This is a genomic window from Limnohabitans sp. 2KL-17 (genome assembly GCF_003063415.1).
In the GTDB taxonomy this organism is placed as follows: domain Bacteria; phylum Pseudomonadota; class Gammaproteobacteria; order Burkholderiales; family Burkholderiaceae_C; genus Limnohabitans_A.
The window spans coordinates 78,778-101,446 of the sequence record NZ_NESK01000004.1 but is presented as its reverse complement, the minus strand read 5'-3'; the positions used below and the strand labels follow the sequence as shown (position 1 = coordinate 101,446).

Sequence of the window (22,669 nt, the reverse complement as noted above, 5' to 3'; positions counted from 1 at the left end):
AGACCCCACCACCATGAAATTAACAAACCCTACTGTGTTCGCACATGGCTTGGCCATCGTGTTGACTTTTTCGCTGCATCTGCCTGTGCATGCCGCCGAGACCAATTCGCCCTTACCCAAAAAATCACCCCAGGCCCTCGCCACGGCCACGGCCAAGGCCAATGTTGCAAAAGAGGTCGTTGTGCAAGGCCCTGTGGAGTTGCTGCCCGGAGTCGATCTGAACACAGGAAAATCCACACTGTTAAGGCTGGCTGAGCCGGCACTGCGCATATCGATTGGCAACCCCGATGTGGCCGATGTCACCTTGATCAATGCCAAAGAGGTTTATGTGCTTGGCAAGAAAACTGGCATCACCAATTTGATCGTCTGGTCCGCCAATGGCAAAACCACATTGCGCGATGTCGCGGTGGGCTTGGATACCGGGGCGCTGCAAAACCGACTCGCAAAATGGGTGCCCACCACAGAGCCTTTGATGGTGGATGTGATGGCAGACACCGTGGTCTTGCGTGGGCGTGTGCCCGATGCCACCAAGCTGCAGCGCATTGTGAGTTTGGCCGAGGCCTACACAGGCGGCAAAAAGGTCATCAACATGCTCCGCGTGGAGGGCTCGCAACAGGTCATGCTTGAAGTCAAGGTGGCAGAAGTTTCCCGCACCCTGCTCGATGAGCTCGGTGTCGACATTAACCTCACCCGCACGGCGGGCAGTACTTCTGTGTCTTTGCTCTCACAGTTTTTGTCCGGCGGCGCAACGGCCGTCACTGCTGCCCGTGCCAATGGCCTGACCACCATCACCTTGACGGCAGAAATGAAAAAGGGCTTGGTCAAAATACTGGCCGAACCCACCATCACGGCCATGAGTGGGCAGCAAGGGTCATTCCTGGCTGGAGGGAAAATTTTCATTCCAGTGCCCTCAGGTAACACTGGCAACATCGTGCTGGAAGAAAAAGAATTTGGCGTTGGCCTGACATTTACGCCGACTGTTCTTGAAGAGGGCTTGATCAATTTAAAAGTCACGCCTGAAGTATCAGAGATCTCGCAATTGGGGGCAACGGTGAAGGCGCTGAACGGGCAGGTGAGTGTGTTGCCCTCCATCACCACCAGGCGTGCATCAACCACGGTCCAGTTGCGCGATGGCGAAAGTTTTGCCATTGGCGGATTGATCAAAAGCAACGTGACCGAAGCAATCAGGGCATTGCCCTTGTTGGGTGAGCTGCCTGTGTTGGGTGCATTGTTCAGAAGCAATTCATTTCAAACCGAAAAATCAGAACTGCTTTTTGTGGTGACCCCCAGGTTGTCCAAAACAGCCGACATGGCTTTGGCATTGCCCACGGACAATTTCAAGCCGCCCACGCGCTCTGAGTTTTTGATAGAAGGCCTGTTGGAAAAGCCCAGCCCAACGGATGAAGGGTCTGCAGCACCGCAAGCAGAGACTGCGCCCGAAGTGACCCCCAAACCATGATTTCAGGAAACCAGCCATGACCATAAATTATTTCAAACTGTACTGCCCAAGCGGATGGGTGATTTTCTTGAGCCTGAGCATCACGGGTTGCGCAAATGAAGCCTATGTGACTGCACCCAATTTTGGCAGCGCAGTCCGAAAAGCCGTGAGTGCACAAACCTTGAACCAGGATGCAGGCAAGCAACAGACTGCCAAAGCAGGCGCAGACGGCGTGATCATGAAGTCAACCGTTGACCGCTATCAAAGCACTTATGAAATGCCACCACCGCCTGTCAATGTGTTCAACATTGGTGTGGGTGGTTCGGCCGGCGGCACTGGCCGATGAAAGGACTGACATGAACACCTATTTATTGGCATCCGATGCCGCCATGGTCGAACTTTTACGCTCCACGGTGCAGTCGCTGAGCCTGACCGTGAAGTCGTCGCTGGTGAGAGAGCCCAGAAAATCCCTGTTGCCTTTGGTTAAAAACCTCGAGCCAGGCATTTTGCTGGTGTGCAGTAGCCAGTCGCAATTGACGGAAGATCTCAAGGTTCTTGAGTCAATGACCTGGTCGAATCCTCAAGTCAGTGTGATTTTGATCAGTGAGGCGGATAGCAAAGAAGATCTCGTTCTTGCCATGCGATCTGGCGTGCGAGAGGTGGTGGCTTCACCGCCCAGCCAGGATGAGCTCATAGCAGCATTGCGCCGTGTGATGACGCACTGTCAAAAAACACAAGGCCAGGGCGATGCCTATGTTGGACACGGACAAATACTGGCGTTTATTTCTTGCAAAGGGGGCTGCGGCGCCACATTTTTGGCCACCAATATGGCTTATTTGATGGCAGACCAATTCAACCGCCGTTGTGCGTTCATCGACCTTGATTTGCAGTATGGCGATGCTTCTTATTACTTGAGCCATGACGAGAACAAAAACAACATCAGCGATTTAACGCAACAGATCGATCGCCTGGATGCGCAGTTGTTGTCCAGTTGCATGCAGAGCATCAGTCCGCGCTTGAACTTGCTGGCCGCACCGGATGAACCAGGCGTTGCCTTGGCCATCACGGCCAACCAACTGGAGCAGGTGCTGACCTTGGCCAACCGGATGCACGAATTTGTTGTGCTGGATCTTGACAGCACCATTGACGCGGTCACGCTCAAAGCGCTTGACATGGCAGATGTCGTCTATTTGGTCATTGAAGGCAGCTTGCCCGTGGCGCGCAATGCCAAACGCATCGTCAAACTCTTCCGATCGCTTGGCTATGGCGACGAAAAACTTCGTCTGGTGGTCAATAAATACCAGTCCGATGAACTGCTGGACGTCCCCACCATTGAACAAGCTGTCGGGCTGAAAGTTCACCGCACCATCCCCAATCAGGTTCAAGCGGTGACAGAGGCATTTAATTTAGGAAAGCCCCTTGAACTTTTGCATCCACAAAATGGTGTCCTGAAAGCCTTGCGTGAAATGACATCGGTGTTGTTGCACGCGCCATTGCCCAAACCCCGAGGCTGGATTGATCGTTTGATCGGTAAAGCCGCATGACTTTGGCCCAAGACAAAGAGGAGACCGCTTTGAAAATTGACATTCGCCAGCAGTTTGAATCTCAAACACCCACGCCCATATTGTTGGGGCCCGCATTGGCCGCCACGCGGGTGACTGCCGTGAGGCTCGAGAAAATCAAGTCGCAGATACACCGAGAAATATTGTCACAAGTCGATTTGCGCCGCATGGAGACCATTTCTCCCGAAGCCCTGCGCTTGGAACTGAAGAATTTGACAGAGCGATTGCTGGATGAAAGCAGCATGGTGATCAATGAGTCCGATCGTCGCCAGATTGTTCAGGGCATTCAAGACGAAATGCTGGGTTTGGGGCCCATTGAGCCATTGCTTGCAGACCCTGGTGTTTCAGATATTTTGGTGAATGGCCCTTACAAGGTTTATGTAGAACGCATGGGAAAAATTGAGGCCACCAACATCGAATTTGACAGTGAGCCCCATTTGATGCGGGTGATTGACCGCATTGTTTCGCGCATAGGTCGCCGCGTGGACGAGATGAATCCTATGGTGGATGCCCGGCTGCCCGACGGCTCGCGTGTCAATGCGGTGATTCCACCGCTGGCGATTGACGGGCCCTTGTTGTCCATCCGCCGTTTTTCAGTGGTGCCCTACACCATGGTGGACTTGCTCGGATTTCAGACGCTCAACGCCGAGATGGCTGAACTCATCAATGGCTTGGTCAAGGCCAAAATAAATTTGCTGGTATCGGGCGGAACGGGCAGCGGTAAAACCACCTTGCTCAACGTGATATCGGCCAGTATTCCCCATGATGAACGCATCGTCACCATTGAAGATGCGGCTGAGTTGCAACTGCAGCAACCCCATGTGGTTCGCATGGAAACGCGTCCACAAAACATTGAGGGCAAGGGCGAAATCAGCCAGCGCGCTTTGCTGCGCAACAGTTTGCGAATGCGGCCTGACCGGATCATTTTGGGCGAGGTTCGGGGTGCCGAGGTGCTGGACATGCTGCAGGCCATGAACACAGGCCACGATGGCTCGATGACCACCATCCATGCCAACACACCACGAGATGCCATGACGCGTCTGGAGCACATGCTGGGTATGGCGGGCTTGAATGTCGATGCACGCTCCATGCGCCAGCAAATCAGTGCGGCCTTGTCGGTGATCATTCAGGTCTCAAGGTTGTCTGATGGCCGACGCAAGTTGACCAGTCTTCAGGAAATCACGGGCATTGAAGGTGATGTGATCACCATGCAAGAGATCTTCAAGTTTGACCAAACAGGCATTGCACCCGACGGTCAGGTGCAAGGGCGATTTGTGGCCACAGGGATTCGTCCCAAATTTGTACAACGTCTCAAGACCCGTGGCATTGCCTTGCGTGATGATCTTTTTGATCCCATACGTTTCCGGAGTGCATGATGGATATTCTTTATTGGTTCGTTTTGGGGGCATGTGGTCTGGCCAGTTTTTTGATGCTGATCGGCTTGTACGAAGCCTGGGGTGAGTATTGGCATCCACGTCAAAGATTGCTCGATCAGCGCATCCATCAGATGCTCAAAATTGAGCAACGGCATTTGCCCACGCCAATCGTTCAAACAAGGTCGTTCAGCCGCTTCAATTTTCTAGACAAGCTCTTGAGATGGCTGCCTGGCAGCCAGACTTTCGACAAATTCCTCCGACAAACCGATCTGTCTTTGGATATTTCTCAAGTCATTTTTGTCATGCTTTTGCTGGTCGTGACGGGTGGTTTGCTGGGTTACATCCTGGGTTTGCCAGCAAGCCTGACACTGCTGTTGATGGCGCTTTTACTGGCGAGTTCAATTTATTACTTAAAGCATCAACGGACCAAGAGAATCGAGGGCATTGAAAAACAATTGCCGGACGCACTGGATCTGATGGTGCGGGCGCAGCAATCAGGGCATGCCTTCACCAGTGCGCTTCAAATTACGGCTGCAGAGTCCAGGCCGCCCATTTCCATTGAGTTGCGCAAGGTGTTCGACGAAATCAATTTGGGCATGAGCATGCAGACCGCCATGTCGAATTTGGCGGCACGTGTGGACAGCAAGGAAATTCGATATTTTGTAGTGGCCGTATTGATTCAGAGTGAAACAGGCGGAAACCTGGCAGAGGTTTTGAAAAAAACGGCCACACTGATCCGAGAGCGCCAAAAAATTGCGGGCGTGGTGCGTGTCCTGTCTGCTGAGGGCCGAATTTCGGCCTGGATTTTGTCGCTCATGCCTTTTTTGTTGGCATTTCTTTTGTATCACATCAATCCAAAGTTCATTTCAGCCCTTTGGAAAGCACAGATGGGTCTGGTGATGTTGGGTGTTTCCCTTGGCTTGATGCTTGTGGGTGTTTTGTGGATGTCCCGTCTTGTTCGCATCAAGGTCTGAAAGAGTCACATGTCTACTTTGAATATCATTTTTTTGATCTCTCTTTTCTTGCTTGTTGCTTCTTTGATCTATATGGCATTGGCCCAATGGGTTCCCAGTGATCTGGATAAGCGGCGCATGAATTTGATCCATCATGCCCAACCTCAAGCCAATGCATGGCTCAACCGTTTGCAACGAAAAATGACCGACTTGCTGTTGTGGTTGGGGCCTTGGGCGGGCTCTCCAAATTCGGAGGATGCCATGGAGCCATCGGATTTACAGATCAAATTTCTGAATGCCGGTCTTCGATCCAGCATGGTGAGTTCTGTGTATTTGGGTTTTAAAACATTGCTGACATTTTTGTTGCCCGGCATTTTGTGGCTGCTGATGTGGGTTTTTTCGGTTCAAAAAGACGATCTCTTTTTTTGGACCAGCATGATGGCCGCGGCTGCCGTGGGTTATTACATACCCAACGTCGTATTGCATGTTTTGGTGAGTAAACAGCACAAGATTTTGTTTCATGCGGTGCCGGATGCGCTCGATTTGATGCGCTTGTGTGTGCAGGCCGGTTTGGGCCTGGATGCCGCACTGGAAAGGGTGGGGCGCGAGATGCGATTGTCTTATCCCCAGCTCTCAGATGAGTTTGCCTTGACGGGGCTTGAGTTGCGGGCGGGGTCTTCGCGAGCTGATGCATTGCGGCACTTGTCCCAACGCATGGGCTTGCCTGATATTGAAGGACTGGTGTCGATGCTGATTCAGGCCGATCGATTTGGCAGCAGCATTGCCGAATCGCTGGAAGTCCATTCGGATGCGCTCAGAACCAAGCGGCGATTGATCGCTGAAGAGGCGGCTGCCAAACTCCCCGTCAAATTGCTGATCCCTTTGATTTTTTGTGTATTTCCTGCGCTGATGACGGTCTTGTTAGGGCCTGTGGTGATCAGCATCACTGAGCATTTCTTCCCATTGGTCAATTCTTGAGCCCCCAAAGCAGTGTTGCACTGGTAAATGGCAACAGGGTACTTTTGCCATTCAAAATGGCACCTTCAGGTGCAATCAGGCGAGTCATTACTTGACCCGCCTGATGCACTCACTGCGCCATCAAACTATAAAATTTTCCATATCAAGGCTGGTGGCGTTGACGCCCATCAGCAGGATGGAAATTTCAGCCGGGTTGCCGCCTGATACATTGCCGTTGGTATCCACAAAAACCAAAGTGTCCGCCATCTGTTGCTCTGCCCAAATGGCATTGGCTTGTGGTCCTTCTGAAAATTCCAAAACCGAGCCGAAGGCGCTGAAATCAATGCGGTCAACAGCGACTTCGAAGTCGGTGATGGTCTCCATGCGGCCCCCTTCATGGCCAGAGTCTCCGCCATCGTCCGCGTGACCATCGCTCATGACCGTCGCGTCATCATGGCCCCCCTCATCCTCATGCCCCCCCCCGCCATCTGAGCCTCCGCGTGCAGGGGCGTCACCGTTCGCCGTGTAGACGAACACATCGGCACCATGGCCACCGGAGAGGGTGTCTGGTCCTGCGCCACCGATCAAAACGTCTTTGCCATTGCCGCCCATCAATACATCAGGCCCTCCTTCACCCATCAACAGGTCTTTGCCATTGCCGGTGTCTACCGTGTCGGGTCCGCCGCCAGCCCAGACTTCGTCCTGGCCATTACCGGTGGTGATGGTTTGCCGTCCACCACCGGTTTCAATGAGGTCATCAAACTGGGTGCCTGTGATCACTGAGCTGCCATCTCCATGCTCGCCGTCATCGCCTTCTTCATGACCTTCGCTGTCTTCAGACAGGGCGCTGACCATACTCAACTCGTCTGCGCTCAGTGCCATGGCCGGTTCAGCAAGGGGCATAACAGGTTCAGCGATTTGGACAGCACCTGTTTCGTGCATGAAATTAATCACTGCGCGTGCGTCATCAGCAGCTTGCGCAAAATCGTTCACACCCGATGTGGTGGCACTCCTGCTTTCAAAGGTTTTGCCATCAACGCTCAGGGCCAGATAGCTATCGGTCCATGCAGTGTTTTCGAAGACTGCTTCCAGCAGGCTCTTTTGGACCAATTCCAGGTTGTTCGGATCGCCATTGGTGTCTTCGTACCACTGCAACCAAGTGCCTTCAAAGCGTGCTTCACGGTCGTAGTTGTAGCTTTCCTGGTTGCCATTGGTGAAGTCAAAGTAGGTCACTTGCAAATCACCTTCGACCTGCAACACCGTATTGACCCCGAGCACGCTGTTTTGGTAAAGAACGGCGTCCAGACTAATGGGCGATTCTTTGGAGAAGGCGGCGCCCAGAAGACTTGAAGGGTCCCAGTCAGGCGCGCTGCTATTCCCCCCTAAAAGCGCCTTCAATTCATCCGGCCAATGTGCAGTCACTGCGGGCCAGGAGGAATCGTCACCAGCGGTCATCAGGTATTGATAAAGCGCCAGATTTTCGAGCGGTGAGTCGATGGTCACATCATCGCAGACGATGCGACCAGCCGGGTCGACAGAGACAACTGTTGCAGTCTCTATTTTTTCAAGCGCCACATTCAGCGATTTCAGCATCACTTTGTCAGGGGCACGTGCCACGTTGGCACGTTCCAGTTCGACGGTTTGTGCAAATTGCAGTTGGTCGGGTGGAATCTCGTAGTCACCATCGGTGTTGGCTACAAAATAAATGGGAACGCCATTTGTTCCTACAAGAATGGGCTGGCCATTGGCATCCAGCAATGGTTCGCCATTTCCGTCGCCATTGGTAGGGTCCACATCCCGCAGCAGCACGTATTGGTCGCCGTAGAGATCCCCTTTTTTGCTGCCTGCGCCATCAGGTTTCCCACCACCGGATCCGCTGCCTCCGCCTTCGCCAGATCCACCGCCAGATCCACCTCCACCGCTGCCACCGCCACCCACGCCGCTACCGCCTCCACCGCCAGAACCGCCGCTACCACTACCACTGCCACTGCCACTGCCACCTCTAGCGCTATGGGCAGCAACGGACACTAGACCGACTGGTTCAAGTGAATCGAAAGGCTCTGTGTTCTTCGAGTTGGACGAATATTTAGAATTTTTCATGATTTTCCCTTTTCTGTTTCAAGTTTCAAAATGATGGCCAACCGAGTGCTTGACCACCTCGATCGCCATAGAAAATGGCGAAATTGGGTCACCGTGTTCTGAGTTGGTCACGCAATTGTTGTTGTGTCTGGTCTTGCAACAGCAACTGATCTCGCATTTTTGTCTGGAGCTGTTCTTGTTCGCGCAACTGATCCATCGTGCGCATTTGTTGTTGCTCCTGCGTTCTCAGTTGTTGCTGAACTGCCGGTGTGTCTTGGGCGTGATTTTGTATTTGTGCCCTGGTTCGACTCAGCAACTGATCTTGCAATTGCAATTGGCTTCTTGTTTGGTTGAGGATTTGTTCTTGGCTGCGCATTTGTGTTTGTGTTTGTGCGAGTGTTTGCTCTTGTGTGCGCATTTGGTCTCGCGTCTGTGTGGCTGTTGCGGTCCCTTTAGACGATGCTGGCCCTGCGCCGTAGGCTGTGCCTGAAGGTCCGCCAGAACCAGGCCCCGAAGCGCCACCCGAGCCTCCACCCGAGCCTCCACCAGAGCCGCCACTGCCACCCCCGCTTGCGCCACCAGCGGCATGAATGCTTGCGCATGAAAACAAGAGCAGCAGCACACCAAGATGCTTTGCATGTGTTTTTTTCATCGTATTTCCTTAGATATTTCAGTCATGAATTGGCTGTCGTTAGTCGCGATCTGAAGAATTTTCAGATCAAAAATTCGTCGACAGCTTCAACTTCGGTCAATGCCTGAGCACCGCGAAGCAAATTCATTTTGAAAGACAAGGGGGTTTTTTTGAATTGATCTTTTGGTCAATTCGACTACACCTGGCTGTGTAAAACCAGCTGTATTCAAGGGTGTATTTATTGCTAAATATTTAGGCGTGAAGCTGGTGTGAAATGCCAGATTCTGAGGACAAAATTTCAAGCACCTGCCCTGCGCACAATGGGTTCAGGTCGCTTGTATTTTTGGGAAGTGCAGCAGGGGTGCTGGCCCATGCCGTGTGAGCTGGCCCTGATCCCCAATAAAGTGGCTTGCCACGCTGAGCCACAAACATTTTTTTGGGATGAGCGTTGAACATCACCCCCATGGCCAATGGCCCTTGCAGCAACTCCAAGACCCTGTAAACGGCTTGTGCCGGGTCACTTTGGTAAGTTGCGTCGATCAGATGCGCCAGCATTTCGGCAACACTGTTACTTTTGAATCCGTAATCCCGTTCAAGCAAGGCCTCGCGCAGCGCATCTGAGCCCTGCAGCGGGCCATGCAACACCACCGCGACCCGAGCGGGACTGTTCAAATGGGCATTTGGGCCGTGGCTCATACAGGGCAATACATGGGGCAAGGCCTGTGACGCCATGGAGGGTGTCTGCCCGGAGTGGCCCATGCCGATCAAGCCTTGCAGTCCGTTCAATTCAGGCTTGCCCGATTGGGCCATCTGCGCCATCCATGCTGATGCGCGCTGTACCCGGCGGTGTCGGTGCAGCCGCGCAGGGCTGTTGGTTTGGCCCTGCAGGCCATGCACCACGAGCCCACAGCTGTTGTGGCCAGGTTCTTCCATTTGCTGCAGGCTTTGCAGCAAGCCGGGCACGGTGTTGTGTGTTGCCACGATCCCAACGATGCCACTCATGATTGTCTCCAGAGTTTGCTTCAACGCTCACGCAGGGCTTGTGTCATCGATTGCAAGGGTCTCAGCAGATATTCCAGCACGGTTTTTTCCCCTGTCTTGATCTCAACGGTGGCGGTCATGCCTGGTGTGGCGTTCATGCGCATGCCATGGCGGTCAATGCGTTTGTCAATGATGCGCACCAAAATTCGGTAGTAGCCTTCTTCCAGATCAACAGGAGCGCTGCCAGGCTTACGGGGTTTGTTTTCATCGCGCAGGGTGTCTGGGCTGATGTGGTCCAGCACCGCCTCCAGGCCGCCGTACTTGTTGAAGTCAAAGGCCGTCAGTTTCACCACGGCGGCCTGGTTCACCCGCAAAAAAGCCACTTCAGATGGCTTGACATAGGCCTCCACCAGCATGTCGTCTTTGACAGGCACGATTTCCAGAATGCTTTGCCCGCTTTGAATGACAGCGCCCAGTGTTGTTTGTTGTACGTGTTTCACAATCCCGTCCATGGGCGCCCGGATCACAGTTTTCTTGAGCGCATCTTCGCGGGCCAAGGTGTTTTCGCGTGTTTGAGACAACTCCGACTCGACCTTGACCCATTCGTTGCTGGCATCGGTCAGGTATCTGTTTTGCCGTTCGGCCATGTGCGATTGCATGTCGGCGTATTGGCGCTTCAGGCGCAGCAACTCCACCTCAGACATCACGCCTTGCTCCACCAGGGGGGTGGTCAAGGCCAGCTCTTTGGCCAGTTGCGCCTGAGATTCACGCATGGGCGTCATTTGTTCGTCCAGTGCGCGTTTGCGCGCGTGGTAAGCCTGGGTTTCGCGCCGCATGACCGAAGGCGCTTTTTGCACATGGGCCGGAAACTGCAGGGGCGTGCCGTAGGCTTCTGCCTGCAGCCTTGCCGCCTGTGCCGACAAGGCGATCCATTTTTCACGAGCCTCGCGATAAACGGGGCCCGCGCGTGCATCGTCGATGCGCAGCAGCACTTGGTCTTTCACCACGGCATCGCCTTCCCGCACCAGCAATTCGGACAACACGCCCGAATCCAGGCTCTGAATGACTTGCTCGCGGCTCGATGGAATGACTTTGCCCATACCCCGGGTCACTTCGTCCAGACTGAAGGTAGCGGCCCACAGCAGTGCTGCCACTACCACCATGCCCATGACTCTGACTAAATTTCGGCTGGTTCGACGTTCGTCGTCTTCAATGCTTGAACCAGCGGGGATGACCAGGTGCTTGGGCTTTTTCTTGAAAATTGACATGGGGATTCCTGAAAACGTCAAACAGCGGCAGGGGCCACAGGCGGGTTGGGCAATGCGTCAGCGGCCTGAGGTTTGACCGGTGTCTTGGCCACTTTGCTTGGGCCGGATTTTTGAGGGGCGCCTGTAGAGAGTTTTTTGAGCATGTCTTCCCGTGGGCCTTCGAGCACGATTTGCCCATGGTCCATCAAGGCGATGCGGTCCACCCACACCAGCAATTGCAGTCGGTGTGTTGACAACACCAAGGTGCGGCCTTTGAGCCAGGCGCCCAGCACCTCGATAACTTTGGCCTCGGTGGTTTGGTCCATCATCGAGGTGGGTTCGTCCAGGTATACCAGCGCAGGGTCACGCAGCATCATCCTGGCAATGGCCAGCAATTGGCGTTGCCCCCCTGACAGGCCACCGCCAGCCTCGGTCAGGGGCATGTCCAGTCCTTTGGGATGGCCGGCCACCACGCTGTACAGGTCGAGTTTTTGCAGCACGTCGATCACCCTCGCATCGCTGATCCAACTGTCTGACAGCACCAGGTTGTCGCGCAAGGTGCCCAAGAAAAGCTGTGCCTCTTGCCCCACATAACCCAGGCGACTGCGCAATTCGGCAGGCTCGATCTGTTGCAGGTCCACCCCATCAATGGACACTCTGCCTCCCAGTGGCGTGTACAAACCTGCCAGCAAACGCAACAAGGTGCTTTTGCCGCTGCCAATGCGGCCGAGCAATGCCAGGTGTTGTCCGGCTGCCAGATTCATGGACAGCTTGCGGATGACCGGGATCGGTTGCTCGCTGGGGTAAGAAAACTCCAGATCATCGGCGCGCAAGCTGCCGGCAATTTTTTCGGGCACCACGTAACGGCGTGAGCCATCGCGGTCGCGTGGGCGTTTCATCAGGGCGTCCAGTGTGTCCAGTGAACTGCGCGCTTGCTGGTACCGTGCGGCCAGCGCCATCACGCTGCCCAATGGCGAAATGGCACGACCCGCCAAAATGACCGAAGCGATCAGGCCACCCAGTGTGAGGGTGTTGTCACCAATCAGATAAACGCCATAAACCACCATGCCGACCGTCACCAGTTGCTGGGCCGTGGCGGTCAGACCGAGCATCAGGTTGGTGAGTGAGCGTATTTTTTTATACGAATCGGTGGTGGCCAAATTGGCGTTTTCCCATCGTCTTTGCAGATAACTTTCTGCGTTATGGGCTTTGAGCATTTCCAGGTTCAAAAGTGATTCGACCAGCACGCTTTGCTTGTCGCCGCTTTCTTTCATGTTCTCGCGCATGGCCCGCATCAGAGGCCTTTGCGCCCATAAACCGACGATGACCAAAATGGGCACCGCGGCCGCAGGGATCCAGGCAATCGGACCGCCAATGAATGCGATCAGCACCAGGAACATCAGGATGAAGGGCATGTCCACCACCATCACCATGGAGGCCGATGACATGAAATCGCGCAGCGATTCAAAGTCGCGCATCGAGCTGGCAAAGATGCCGATCGATTGTGGCCGGTGCTCCAGCCGGATGGCCATGATTTCGCGCAGCAAGGTGGCATTCAAACTCAGGTCGGCCTTGCGTCCAGCAAGGTCCACCAAGCGGGCCTTGAGCCATCGCGTACCAAATTCCAGAAGAATGGCCACCGTCGTGCCAATGGCCAGGGTCCACAACGAGGTGTAGGCCTGGGTGGGCACCACGCGGTCATACACGTTCATGGCAAAGAAAACCGCCGCCAGCGTGAGCACATTGGCCACCACGGCCGCCATCATGGATTCGATGTAAAAACCTTTGTAGCGCCACACCGTGTTCCAGAACCATGCCAGCGCTTCGCCTTTGAAGGGAACCAATTGATGGGCCGATTTTTGGGCGGCGGGTTTCACCACCAAAATTTCGCCATAGCTCAATTGTTGGAGTTCGTCCAAGGACATGGTGATTTCCGCCATACCCGAATCGGCCATCAGCACTTTGGCCGTTTGTCCCGCCACAGACATCAGCACGACGGCACGGCCATCGACCAGTGGCACGATGACGGGCAGGACATAACTGGGCAACTGGTTCAGGGGGGTGCGTGACCAGACCGCGACCATGCCGTGCAGTTGCGCCAGGTCAGGGTAGGCACTTTTGGGTATGCGGCCTTCTTCGTCCACGGCAAAACCGGCGCGCAGTGCCGACAGATGGACCTCGCGGTCGATTTTTTTGGCAGTCAGGGCCAGACAGACCAGCAGGGGGTCACGCGCTTGCAGGTCGGGTGTGGATGTCTCCGGCATTGGCCAATCGGTCGTTTTTTGGGCATCAGTTGGCTGAAAGGCAATGGGGTCCATGGTGTTCACTCTTGGGGTAAGGGAAGGGCAAAGGCTTGGCTCGGGTCCACCACGTGGACCATGGTCAATGCATCCGGGCTGCTCAGGGTTTGAATGAGGCTGGCCAATGGGGTGGGTGTGGGGGGGGCAATTTGCACTGAACCCGGCAGCGCACGGCCGGTAGGCACCAGCGACCAGGTGTTGGCCAGCTGTCCGAGGTTGGCCAGGATGCGCAGCTGAGACAGGCGCGATTCAAGCAAGGCGGTGGCCGTGTTGCTTTGGTAGGTGTAGAGATCGCTTTGGATGTTCAGCAAATCCAGCAAGGAGCGTCGCCCCACCCGAAACTGTTGCCCATAGCCCTGGGCCAGGTCTTGGGCGGTACGGGTTTGTTGTTGCCCGATTTCGGCCCGGCTTTTGTAGGACACCCAGCTTGCCCACACTGTGGCAAGTTGTTCATTCAGGATCAGGCGAGTTTCTTTCAGGTCGGATTCCAGTGCTTGCAAATTGGCCGTGGCCACGCCCACAGCGCCGCGAGCGGTGCCGCCATCGAACAGCGGCAGGTTCAATTGCAGTTGCGTCACGAATTTGCCATCTGCCAGACCGGGTGTGGTGGATTTGGCATGGGTGAGGTTGACGCTCGGGGCGTTTTGGGCCTGCGCAAAGCGCACGCTGGCCTGTGCGGCTTCACGTTGTGCCAATAGCCTGGCAATGACGGGGTGCTGATCGTCCAGTTTCATTTGGGCCTGGTCAAGGGACGCATACTGAATGGGGGGCAGCCATTCGAGACCACTGGGCTCGGATGGCACGGGCGCCATCAACATGCGCGCCACACGCTCTGCGGCCTCTGCCGTGTCGGTCTGGGTTTTGAGCAAGCTGAGTTGGGCGTTGTCATAACGCACCTGGGCCTGGTTCAAGTCGATGCGACGGCCTGGATCAACTTGGGTAATGGTGAGGAAATCGCGCAGAATTTTTTCATGGGTGCTCAAATTTTCCTGAGCCAGGGCCACCATGTGCTTGTGGTGTGCCCATTGCAGGTAGGCCTCGCTGCTGAGCAGTGCGACATCGTCGCGTGTGATGCCTTCTTGCTTTTGGCTGGCTCGCGCCAATGCCTCGGCGCGCTCGACATCCGACTGAATGCGGCCGCCAGACCAGAGATTCAGGCTCAACAGCGGTGACTGCACCCAGCGGTCAGACACGGCATTGCTTCGGTAATCGTTGTAAGTCGCTGACCACGATAATTGCGGCCAATGCGCACCCTTGGCCCGCATGATGTCCGATTGGGCGGCTTGGGTCCTGGACTGACTCGCAGCGATGCTCGGGTACTGGGTCAGTGACTTCAAAACAGCTTCTTGCAAGCTTTGTGAAAAGCACCAAGTCGGCAACATGGCCGCAGCCAGGCACCATGTGCGTGTTCTCAAAAGGTGCATACATCTCCTGTAAGTCTGGGGTTAAAAGGCAAGAAGAGCAGGGGCCTTAAAAGCAGCACAAGCCATGCGACCAAGCTTAGGCAGGTGTTCTGTTCATGGACATCCTTTGAAACCGATAGCGGCATTACCAGCGAAGCAGTAGCCCAAGAAAAAACGGGTAAGCCGCAAGGCTTACCCGTGGGTTATTCAGCCGCTCAGCGTGTCATCAGTGATGGACGCTCCGCATGGCTGGTGCTCAAACGCCCAAGTAGTAGGCGTTGTCGATGTCCACGACAGGTGTGAGTGCAGTGGCTGTGACAAGGGCGTCGCCCGAGTTTTGCCCCAGCATGAAAGGCGCTTCAAAGATGAACTCGGCTGTCAGTCCTGGCGCCAAATCGCCCCAATCCCAGTCCTTTCCATCAGCGCCACCGTTCAGGTCGTAGTCGCCATCGCTCAGCGTGAGGTCATTCAAGGTCACGGTGCCATCGTTCAAGGCGGTGTACTTGTACAGTGGGTTGATGCCTGCCGCAGACGATAGGCTGGGGCCCGTCGGCAAGTTGGCATCTTCCCAGGTCAGCCCATCATCCACCGAGACGTATTTCGTCAGATCGATCTTCGCTTCGTAGATCACGGCCACGCCTTCAATGTCCGTCACGGCAAGGGTTTGGTCCGTGTCTGCCGTGGCGGTGTTCTCGACCCGACCGTCGCCACCACCGTTGCTGTCCAGGTCTGACTGCAGCAAGGTGTAGCTTGAATTGAACACGGCCTGACCGCCAGGGGCAAGCGAAGCCAGCGTCTGGTTCAGTCCCGTCACCGCGTCTGTCACCACCACGTTGGTCAAAGTCACAGTGCCCTGGTTGGTGACGGTGAAGCTGAAGTTCAAGGCGTCGCCAGCGAAGTCGGCGAGGGCATTGCCGTTGCCGCCCGTCACGTTGACAAACTCCTTGTCAAAGGCCAGCGCGATGCTGCGCAAGATCGGCACAGACTCCACATCACTGATCTGAGGTGTCTGGGTGCTGTCGGCAATGGCGATGTTGTCGATGTAGCCATCCCCATCGCCGTTGTTGTCCAGATCGGCTTGCGTTAAAACATACGAGGTCTGGTAAGTCTGTGTTGCATTGGGAGCCAAGGTCAAACCAGTCAAGGTCAGGTTGGTGAGAGGTTCGAACACCGACACATCGGTCAGGGTCACGTTGCCCGGGTTGGCCAGAACAATCAGGTAGTTGAGTTGATCGCCCACGGCGTCTGCCAGGTTGTTGTCGTTGCCCTCGGTCACATTCAGGAAAGACTTGTTGAGGAACAACAAGGGCCTGGCCAGCAAAGGCACGGCTTCCCCGTCGCTGACCGGGGTGGTCTCGACGGAGTCTGCCACCGTGATGTTTTCGATGATGCCATTGCCACCCGCGTTGTTGTTCAAATCATCTTGCGTGACGGTGTAAGTGGTGATGTAGTTCTGGAACTCGCCTGGGGCCAGTGTGGGAATGGTCACGTTCATGTTGGTCAGCTCATCGGTCACCGTCACACCGGTCAGGGTCACGCTGCCGGCGTTGTAGACCCTGATGTCGTAGGTGATGACCTGGCCAGCGGCATCGACAAATAACCTTCCGCCAGCGATGTCTGTGGCGTTCTTGTCCACCCCCAAACCCACGGTGCGCAGCAACGGGGTCGCTTCGTTGTCGCTGATCGCAGGTGTCTGATCAGAGTCGGCCGTGGCCACGTTGTCGATGTAGCCATCGCCTTTGCCGTTGTCGTCCAAATCCGATTGCTTCAAGGTGTAAGAGGTTTCGTAGGTTTTGCTTTCACCTGGTAACAATGTCAGGCCTGATTCGTTGAGCCCCGTGCTTTCGTCCACCACACTGACATTGGTGAGGGTGAGCGTTCCCAGGTTGGACACGGTGACCAGGTAATTGAGGACGTCATTGGCCGCATCCGCCACCTGGTTGCCGTTGCCTTCGGTGATGTTGTTCAAACTCTTGTTGATGTTCAAAGCCTTCAGGCCAATGATTTCCAGGGCTTCGGTGTCACTGACAGTGCTGGTTTCAAGGCTGTCTGCTGTGGCGGTGTTTTCAATGAAACCATCGCCCCCGCCATTGCTGTCCAGGTCATTTTGAGTGAGCGTGTAGCTGGTCAGGTAGGTGGCGTTGGCGCCCGGTGCCAAGGTCTCGCCTGTGATGGTTAAATTGGTGAAGGGGTCGGTCACCGTCACATCGGTCAGTGTGATGTTGCCGGTGTTGCTCACGATGATGGCGTATCGAATGATGTCGTTGACCGCGTCCAGCGTGCCGTTGCCGTTGCCACCGTTGACCCCAATGATGGCCTTGTCAATGGCAATCGCAGGTGACTGGCTCACAGGCACAGACGCATCGTCGGTGTCAGGGTCCGTCTGGTTGGAGTCGGCGGTGGCCGTGTTGACGATGTCAGCGCCCGAATCCATCTCTGCCAGTGTGACTGTGTGGCTACCGGTGTAGTTCCAGGTTTCGCCCACATCGAGCTCACCGTCGGCCGTAGCCTCACTGACTACCAAGGTCAGGTCACTGATGAAGGGGTCAGAAACGATGACACCCGTCAAGGTCTGGTTACCAGTGTTTTGCACCGCGATGGTGTAGCTGACCACTTCGCCTGCGGCGTTGGCGCTGCCACCAGGAACGGTTGCGTCTTTGGTGATGTTGAGTGAAGGCGCTTGCGAAACGGGGATGGAGGCACCATCGGTGTCGGGCCCAGTCTGGTCCGAATCAGCAGTGGCCAGGTTGACGATGTCGCTGCCCGCATCGATCTCGGCTTGGCTGACTGTGTGGGTAGCCGTGTAGCCCCAGGTCTCGCCCACATCGAGTTCACCGTCGGCAGTGGCCGCACTGTCGACCAAGGTCAAATCACTGATGAACGGGTCGCTGACCGTCACGCCGGTGAGGGTCTGGTTGCCGGTGTTCTGCACGGCAATGGTGTAGCTGACCACTTCACCAGCGGCGTTGGCGGTGCCACCAGGAACGGTGGCGTCCTTGGTGATGTTGAGGGAGGGCGCTTGCTCGACCGGGATCGAAGCACCGTCGGTGTCCGGCCCAGTCTGGTCCGAATCAGCGGTGGCTAAGTTGACGATGTCGCCGCCGGCATCGATCTCGCTTTGCAACACAACGTGGGTAGCGGTATAGCTCCAAGTCTCGCCCACATCCAACTCGCCGTCGGCAGTGGCTGCACTGTCGACCAGGGTCAGGTCACTGATGAAAGGGTCAGCAACGGTGACGCCGGTGAGGGTTTGGTTACCGGTGTTCTGCACCGCGATGGTGTAGCCGATCACTTCGCCTGCGGCGTTGGCAGTGCCGCCGGCTACCGCTGCGTCTTTGGTGATGTTGAGTGAAGGCGCTTGTGAAACGGGAATGGAAGCCCCGTCGGTGTCGGGACCGGTCTGGTCTGAATCAGCGGTGGCCAGGTTGACGATGTCGCCGCCGGCATCGATCTCGCTTTGCAACACAACGTGGGTCGCGGTGTAGCTCCAGGTCTCGCCGACATCGAGTTCACCATCGGCCGTGGCCTCACTGTCGACCAAGGTCAGATCGCTGATGAAGGGGTCAGTGACCGTCACACCCGTCAAGGTCTGGTTGCCGGTGTTCTGCACCGCGATGGTGTAGCTGACCACTTCGCCTGCGGCGTTGGCGGTGCCGCCAGGAACGGTGGCGTCTTTGGTGATGTTGAGGGAGGGCGCTTGCTCGACCGGGATCGAAGCACCGTCGGTGTCCGGCCCAGTCTGGTCCGAATCAGCGGTGGCTAAGTTGACGATGTCGCCGCCGGCATCGATCTCGCTTTGCAGCACCACGTGGGTCGCCGTGTAGCTCCAGGTCTCACCCACATCCAATTCACCGTCCGCCGTGGCCTCACTGTCGACCAAGGTCAGATCGCTGATGAAGGGGTCAGTGACCGTCACACCCGTCAAGGTCTGGTTGCCGGTGTTCTGCACCGCGATGGTGTAGCCGATCACTTCGCCAGCGGCGTTGGCGGTGCCACCAGGAACGATTGCATCTTTGGTGATGTTGAGGCCAGGCGTTTGCTCGACGGGGATAGAAGCACCGTCGGTGTCGGGCCCGGTCTGGTCGGAGTCGGCGGTGGCCAGGTTGACGATCTCGCCGCCGGCATCGATCTCGCTTTGCAACACAACGTGGGTCGCGGTGTAACTCCAAGTCTCACCCACATCCAATTCACCGTCGGCCGTGGCCTCACTGTCGACCAAAGTCAGATCGCTGATGAAGGGGTCAGTGACCGTCACACCCGTCATGGTCTGGTTGCCGGTGTTCTGCACCGCGATGGTGTAGCTGACCACTTCGCCTGCGGCGTTGGCGGTGCCGCCAGGAACGGTGGCGTCTTTGGTGATGTTGAGGCCGGGGGTCTGCTCGACCGGGATAGAAGCCCCGTCAGTGTCCGGGCCAGTTTGGTCGGAATCGGCGGTGGCCAGGTTGACGATGTCACCGCCCGCATCGATCTCGCTTTGCAGCACCACGTGGGTCGCGGTGTAGCTCCAGGTCTCGCCCACATCCAACTCACCGTCGGCCGTGGCGGCGCTGTTCACCAAAGTCAGATCGCTGATGAAAGGGTCAGAAACGATGACACCTGTCAGGGTCTGGTTACCGGTGTTTTGCACGGCAATGGTGTAGCTGACCACTTCGCCAGCGGCGTTGGCGGTGCCACCAGGAACGGTGGCGTCCTTGGTGATGTTGAGGGAGGGCGCTTGCTCGACCGGGATCGAAGCACCGTCGGTGTCCGGCCCAGTCTGGTCCGAATCAGCGGTGGCTAAGTTGACGATCTCGCCGCCGGCATCGATCTCGCTTTGCAGCACAACGTGGGTCGCGGTGTAGCTCCAGGTTTCGCCGACATCGAGTTCACCATCGGCCGTGGCCTCACTGTCGACCAAAGTCAGATCGCTGATGAAGGGGTCAGTGACCGTCACACCCGTCAAGGTCTGGTTGCCGGTGTTCTGCACCGCGATGGTGTAGCTGACCACTTCGCCTGCGGCGTTGGCGGTGCCGCCAGGAACGGTGGCGTCTTTGGTGATGTTGAGGCCAGGGGTTTGCTCCACCGGGATGCTCGCTCCGTCGGTGTCGGGCCCAGTCTGGTCTGAGTCAGCCGTGGCCAGGTTGACGATGTCGCTGCCGGCATCGATCTCGCTTTGCAGCACAACGTGGGTCGCCGTGTAGCTCCAGGTTTCACCCACATCCAATTCACCGTCCGCTGTGGCCTCACTGACTACCAAGGTCAGGTCGCTGATGAAAGGGTCAGAGACCGTAACACCAGTGAGCGTTTGGTTACCGGTGTTTTGCACGGAGATGGTGTAGCCGATCACTTCGCCAGCAGCGTTGGCGGTGCCACCAGGAACGATGGCGTCTTTGGTGATGTTGAGGCCGGGGGTCTGCTCGACCGGGATAGAAGCCCCGTCAGTGTCCGGGCCAGTTTGGTCGGAATCGGCGGTGGCCAGGTTGACGATGTCACCGCCCGCATCGATCTCGCTTTGCAGCACCACGTGGGTCGCGGTGTAGCTCCAGGTCTCGCCCACATCGAGCTCACCGTCCGCCGTGGCCTCACTGTCGACCAAGGTCAGGTCGCTGATGAAGGGGTCAGAAACGATGACACCGGTCAGGGTTTGGTTGCCAGTGTTTTGCACCGCGATGGTGTAGCCGATCACTTCGCCTGCGGCGTTGGCGGTGCCACCAGGAACGGTGGCGTCCTTGGTGATGTTCATGCCAGGGGTTTGCTCCACAGGGATGCTCGCTCCGTCGGTGTCGGGCCCAGTCTGGTCCGAATCAGCGGTGGCCAGGTTGACAATCTCACCGCCCGTATCGATCTCGCTTTGCAGCACAACATGGGTCGCGGTGTAGCTCCAGGTCTCACCCACATCGAGCTCTCCGTCCGCTGTGGCCTCACTGACTACCAAGGTCAGGTCGCTGATGAAGGGGTCAGAAACTGTGACACCGGTGAGGGTTTGGTTGCCGGTGTTTTGCACAGCGATGGTGTAGCCGATCACTTCGCCTGCGGCGTTGGCAGTGCCACCAGGAACGGTGGCGTCCTTGGTGATGTTGAGGGAGGGCGCTTGCTCGACCGGGATCGAAGCACCGTCGGTGTCCGGCCCAGTCTGGTCAGAATCGGCGGTGGCCAGGTTGACGATGTCGCCGCCGGCATCAATGTCGGCTTGCGTCACCACATGGGTGCCCATCCATGTCCAGGTTTCACCCACGCCCAGTTCGCCATCGCTTGAAGCGGGATCCATGACCAGCATCAAATCACTGATTTTCGGATCGGTGACCGTCACGCCCGTGAGGATCTGGTTGCCGGTGTTCTGAACGGTGATGGTGTAAGTGATGATTTCGCCCACCACATTGGCCGTGCCACCCGGGACAGAGGCATCCTTGACGATGTTGAGGGCCGGCATCAATTGTTGGTTGCCAAAATCCACATGGCAGACTTGTGGATGACAGGCGGTGATCACAATGTCCTTGGGATTGGCGGTCGTCTGTACCCAGCCTGTTTGCTGGACTTCGCGCACCCGGTAAGCATCGTTGTCTGAATCGCTTGGGTCTGCATCGGGGATGACCGAAAAGCTGTAATACCCCATGTTGTCGGTGAGGGTCGAGCGCTCTCCGGCGTCCAACAGACCGTCCTTGTCTTGGTCAAGGAAGATTCGCCAACCGGCCAGACCCGCCTCATCGTCGGCAGTGCCAATAAGGTTGTCGGCCCCATCGGCATCCCGCACACCGTTGCCATCCAGGTCATTGAATTTCATGCCGCTGATTTCGCCTTCGATGATGGCGGAAGCCATGAGCTGAATGGACATCGCACCTTTGCCATTGACATCCACCGTCGTTTGCAGTGAGCCGCCCGTCCAGTCCGAGGCACCATGGGTCATGCCGCGGCCTTGATCAGGCACATCCCCTGGGGAGGCAATCATCAGTCCGTAATGGATTTCAGCACCACCATTCTTGGTGGTTGGGCCGGTGTAAGTGAATGTGATGGTGACATGCCCATCTTTGGTGCCAATGCCCTGGGTGGTGTAGGTCACATCGCTGACCGCCGTGATGTTGGCGTTGACCGTCTTGAAATTGCCTTGCATGCCACCGCTATTGGAAAATCCGTCGCTGTCTGCCAAAGCGACTGTGCCGTTGAAGGCCGTGGGCGAACGGTCCAGGTCCGGTGTGGTCATGAACAAGAAACCGCCGGCGTTGGTGTTGGCCTGGTAATAGTTGTAGGTCAGGTTGAAGGCGTAGCTTTGGCCATTGACCAAAGGCGTGCTGTTGCCTGCTTTGTAATAAAAAACGTGAGGGACAACTTCGCCCTCAAAATAATTGGATTTGGCATCGGACAAGATGTTGTTGTTCCATTCGGCTTGTGTGCCTCTGTCGGCATCGCCATCGGCCCAATGCTGGTAAACCTTGTTTACGCTTGAGGCGGCAGAAGGCGCTTTGATGCTGGCCGATTCGGCATAAGTGCCCTGTTGCCGTGCCGATGGGTTGGCAGCGCTGGAAAAATAGGATTCGCAGCGCTCTGAATCATCGGATTCAGTCTGCCTGCTGAAGCCCCTGGGTTTTGCGGCGGTGCTGGGTTCTGACGGGGCCAATGCGTTGACTTGACCGTAAAGCGTTGAAACATCGGAATAGTTATCGTCTTGGGAAAAAGATTTTTTTCCAGAGCTTGATTTTTTGGCCATGCTGATCTCCAAATGGCGGCCAATTCGTGGCCGTTTTTCATTGATTTTTTCCCATTGAGGG

The 22,669-nt window shown here is 56.2% G+C and carries 13 protein-coding genes; 6 read left to right on the top strand and 7 right to left on the bottom strand.

Features of this window, described 5'->3' with window-relative positions; translation table 11 throughout:
• The first annotated feature begins 13 nt into the window (after positions 1-13).
• The 6 genes from B9Z45_RS02920 to B9Z45_RS02895 all read left to right on the top strand — a co-directional run bounded on the left by B9Z45_RS02920 (position 14) and on the right by B9Z45_RS02895 (position 6,307).
• Positions 14-1,459: a type II and III secretion system protein family protein gene (locus B9Z45_RS02920; RefSeq protein WP_108405738.1), complete on the top strand. Its 1,446-nt coding sequence runs from the start codon at positions 14-16 to the stop codon at positions 1,457-1,459.
• A 16-nt stretch (positions 1,460-1,475) separates the two neighbouring features.
• Positions 1,476-1,784, top strand: coding sequence for a hypothetical protein (locus B9Z45_RS02915; protein ID WP_108405737.1), 309 nt, complete (start codon positions 1,476-1,478; stop codon positions 1,782-1,784).
• 10 nt (positions 1,785-1,794) lie between these two features.
• Entirely contained in the window at positions 1,795-2,982 is a 1,188-nt protein-coding gene (locus B9Z45_RS02910) for an AAA family ATPase (protein WP_158270369.1), read from the top strand.
• A gap of 35 nt (positions 2,983-3,017) precedes the next feature.
• Positions 3,018-4,376 carry a CpaF family protein gene (locus B9Z45_RS02905; protein WP_370445799.1) on the top strand — a complete coding sequence of 453 codons (1,359 nt, stop codon included), beginning with the start codon at positions 3,018-3,020 and terminating at the stop codon, positions 4,374-4,376.
• The gene (locus B9Z45_RS02900; RefSeq protein WP_158270368.1) at positions 4,376-5,350 is read left to right on the top strand and encodes a type II secretion system F family protein; all 975 of its coding nucleotides are present in this window, start codon (positions 4,376-4,378) and stop codon (positions 5,348-5,350) included. Before B9Z45_RS02905 ends, B9Z45_RS02900 begins: the two co-directional genes overlap by 1 nt.
• 117 nt (positions 5,351-5,467) lie before the next feature.
• Positions 5,468-6,307 (top strand): type II secretion system F family protein, encoded by an 840-nt coding sequence (locus B9Z45_RS02895; RefSeq protein WP_158270367.1) that lies wholly within the window; start codon positions 5,468-5,470, stop codon positions 6,305-6,307.
• Between the two features lie 120 nt (positions 6,308-6,427).
• Here B9Z45_RS02895 and B9Z45_RS17570 read toward each other — a convergent pair whose 3' ends face one another.
• The 7 genes from B9Z45_RS17570 to B9Z45_RS02855 all read right to left on the bottom strand — a co-directional run bounded on the left by B9Z45_RS17570 (position 6,428) and on the right by B9Z45_RS02855 (position 22,608).
• Positions 6,428-8,386 carry a calcium-binding protein gene (locus B9Z45_RS17570; protein ID WP_158270366.1) on the bottom strand — a complete coding sequence of 653 codons (1,959 nt, stop codon included), beginning with the start codon at positions 8,384-8,386 and terminating at the stop codon, positions 6,428-6,430.
• 88 nt (positions 8,387-8,474) lie between these two features.
• Positions 8,475-9,017 (bottom strand): hypothetical protein, encoded by a 543-nt coding sequence (locus B9Z45_RS16860; RefSeq protein WP_146180867.1) that lies wholly within the window; start codon positions 9,015-9,017, stop codon positions 8,475-8,477.
• 231 nt (positions 9,018-9,248) lie between these two features.
• Positions 9,249-9,998: a hypothetical protein gene (locus tag B9Z45_RS02875; protein WP_108405730.1), complete on the bottom strand. Its 750-nt coding sequence runs from the start codon at positions 9,996-9,998 to the stop codon at positions 9,249-9,251.
• A 20-nt stretch (positions 9,999-10,018) separates the two neighbouring features.
• Entirely contained in the window at positions 10,019-11,245 is a 1,227-nt protein-coding gene (locus B9Z45_RS02870) for an HlyD family efflux transporter periplasmic adaptor subunit (protein WP_108405729.1), read from the bottom strand.
• A gap of 17 nt (positions 11,246-11,262) precedes the next feature.
• Positions 11,263-13,542: a type I secretion system permease/ATPase gene (locus B9Z45_RS02865; protein WP_146180866.1), complete on the bottom strand. Its 2,280-nt coding sequence runs from the start codon at positions 13,540-13,542 to the stop codon at positions 11,263-11,265.
• A gap of 5 nt (positions 13,543-13,547) precedes the next feature.
• Positions 13,548-14,948: a TolC family protein gene (locus B9Z45_RS02860; protein ID WP_108405727.1), complete on the bottom strand. Its 1,401-nt coding sequence runs from the start codon at positions 14,946-14,948 to the stop codon at positions 13,548-13,550.
• 235 nt (positions 14,949-15,183) lie between these two features.
• A complete protein-coding gene (locus B9Z45_RS02855) occupies positions 15,184-22,608 on the bottom strand; it encodes a DUF11 domain-containing protein (RefSeq protein ID WP_158270365.1) in 7,425 nt (2,474 codons plus the stop codon).
• Positions 22,609-22,669: the final 61 nt, after the last annotated feature.

Excerpts from the sequence above, each read along its gene's own strand:
- B9Z45_RS02920 (WP_108405738.1), top strand. The coding sequence starts at position 14 with ATGAAATTAACAAACCCTACTGTGTTCGCACATGGCTTGGCCATCGTG.
- B9Z45_RS02915 (WP_108405737.1), top strand. The coding sequence starts at position 1,476 with ATGACCATAAATTATTTCAAACTGTACTGCCCAAGCGGATGGGTGATT.
- B9Z45_RS02910 (WP_158270369.1), top strand. The coding sequence starts at position 1,795 with ATGAACACCTATTTATTGGCATCCGATGCCGCCATGGTCGAACTTTTA.
- B9Z45_RS02900 (WP_158270368.1), top strand. The coding sequence starts at position 4,376 with ATGGATATTCTTTATTGGTTCGTTTTGGGGGCATGTGGTCTGGCCAGT.
- B9Z45_RS02895 (WP_158270367.1), top strand. The coding sequence starts at position 5,468 with ATGAATTTGATCCATCATGCCCAACCTCAAGCCAATGCATGGCTCAAC.
- B9Z45_RS17570 (WP_158270366.1), bottom strand. The coding sequence starts at position 8,386 with ATGAAAAATTCTAAATATTCGTCCAACTCGAAGAACACAGAGCCTTTC.
- B9Z45_RS16860 (WP_146180867.1), bottom strand. The coding sequence starts at position 9,017 with ATGAAAAAAACACATGCAAAGCATCTTGGTGTGCTGCTGCTCTTGTTT.
- B9Z45_RS02875 (WP_108405730.1), bottom strand. The coding sequence starts at position 9,998 with ATGAGTGGCATCGTTGGGATCGTGGCAACACACAACACCGTGCCCGGC.
- B9Z45_RS02870 (WP_108405729.1), bottom strand. The coding sequence starts at position 11,245 with ATGTCAATTTTCAAGAAAAAGCCCAAGCACCTGGTCATCCCCGCTGGT.
- B9Z45_RS02865 (WP_146180866.1), bottom strand. The coding sequence starts at position 13,542 with ATGGACCCCATTGCCTTTCAGCCAACTGATGCCCAAAAAACGACCGAT.
- B9Z45_RS02860 (WP_108405727.1), bottom strand. The coding sequence starts at position 14,948 with ATGCACCTTTTGAGAACACGCACATGGTGCCTGGCTGCGGCCATGTTG.
- B9Z45_RS02855 (WP_158270365.1), bottom strand. The coding sequence starts at position 22,608 with ATGGCCAAAAAATCAAGCTCTGGAAAAAAATCTTTTTCCCAAGACGAT.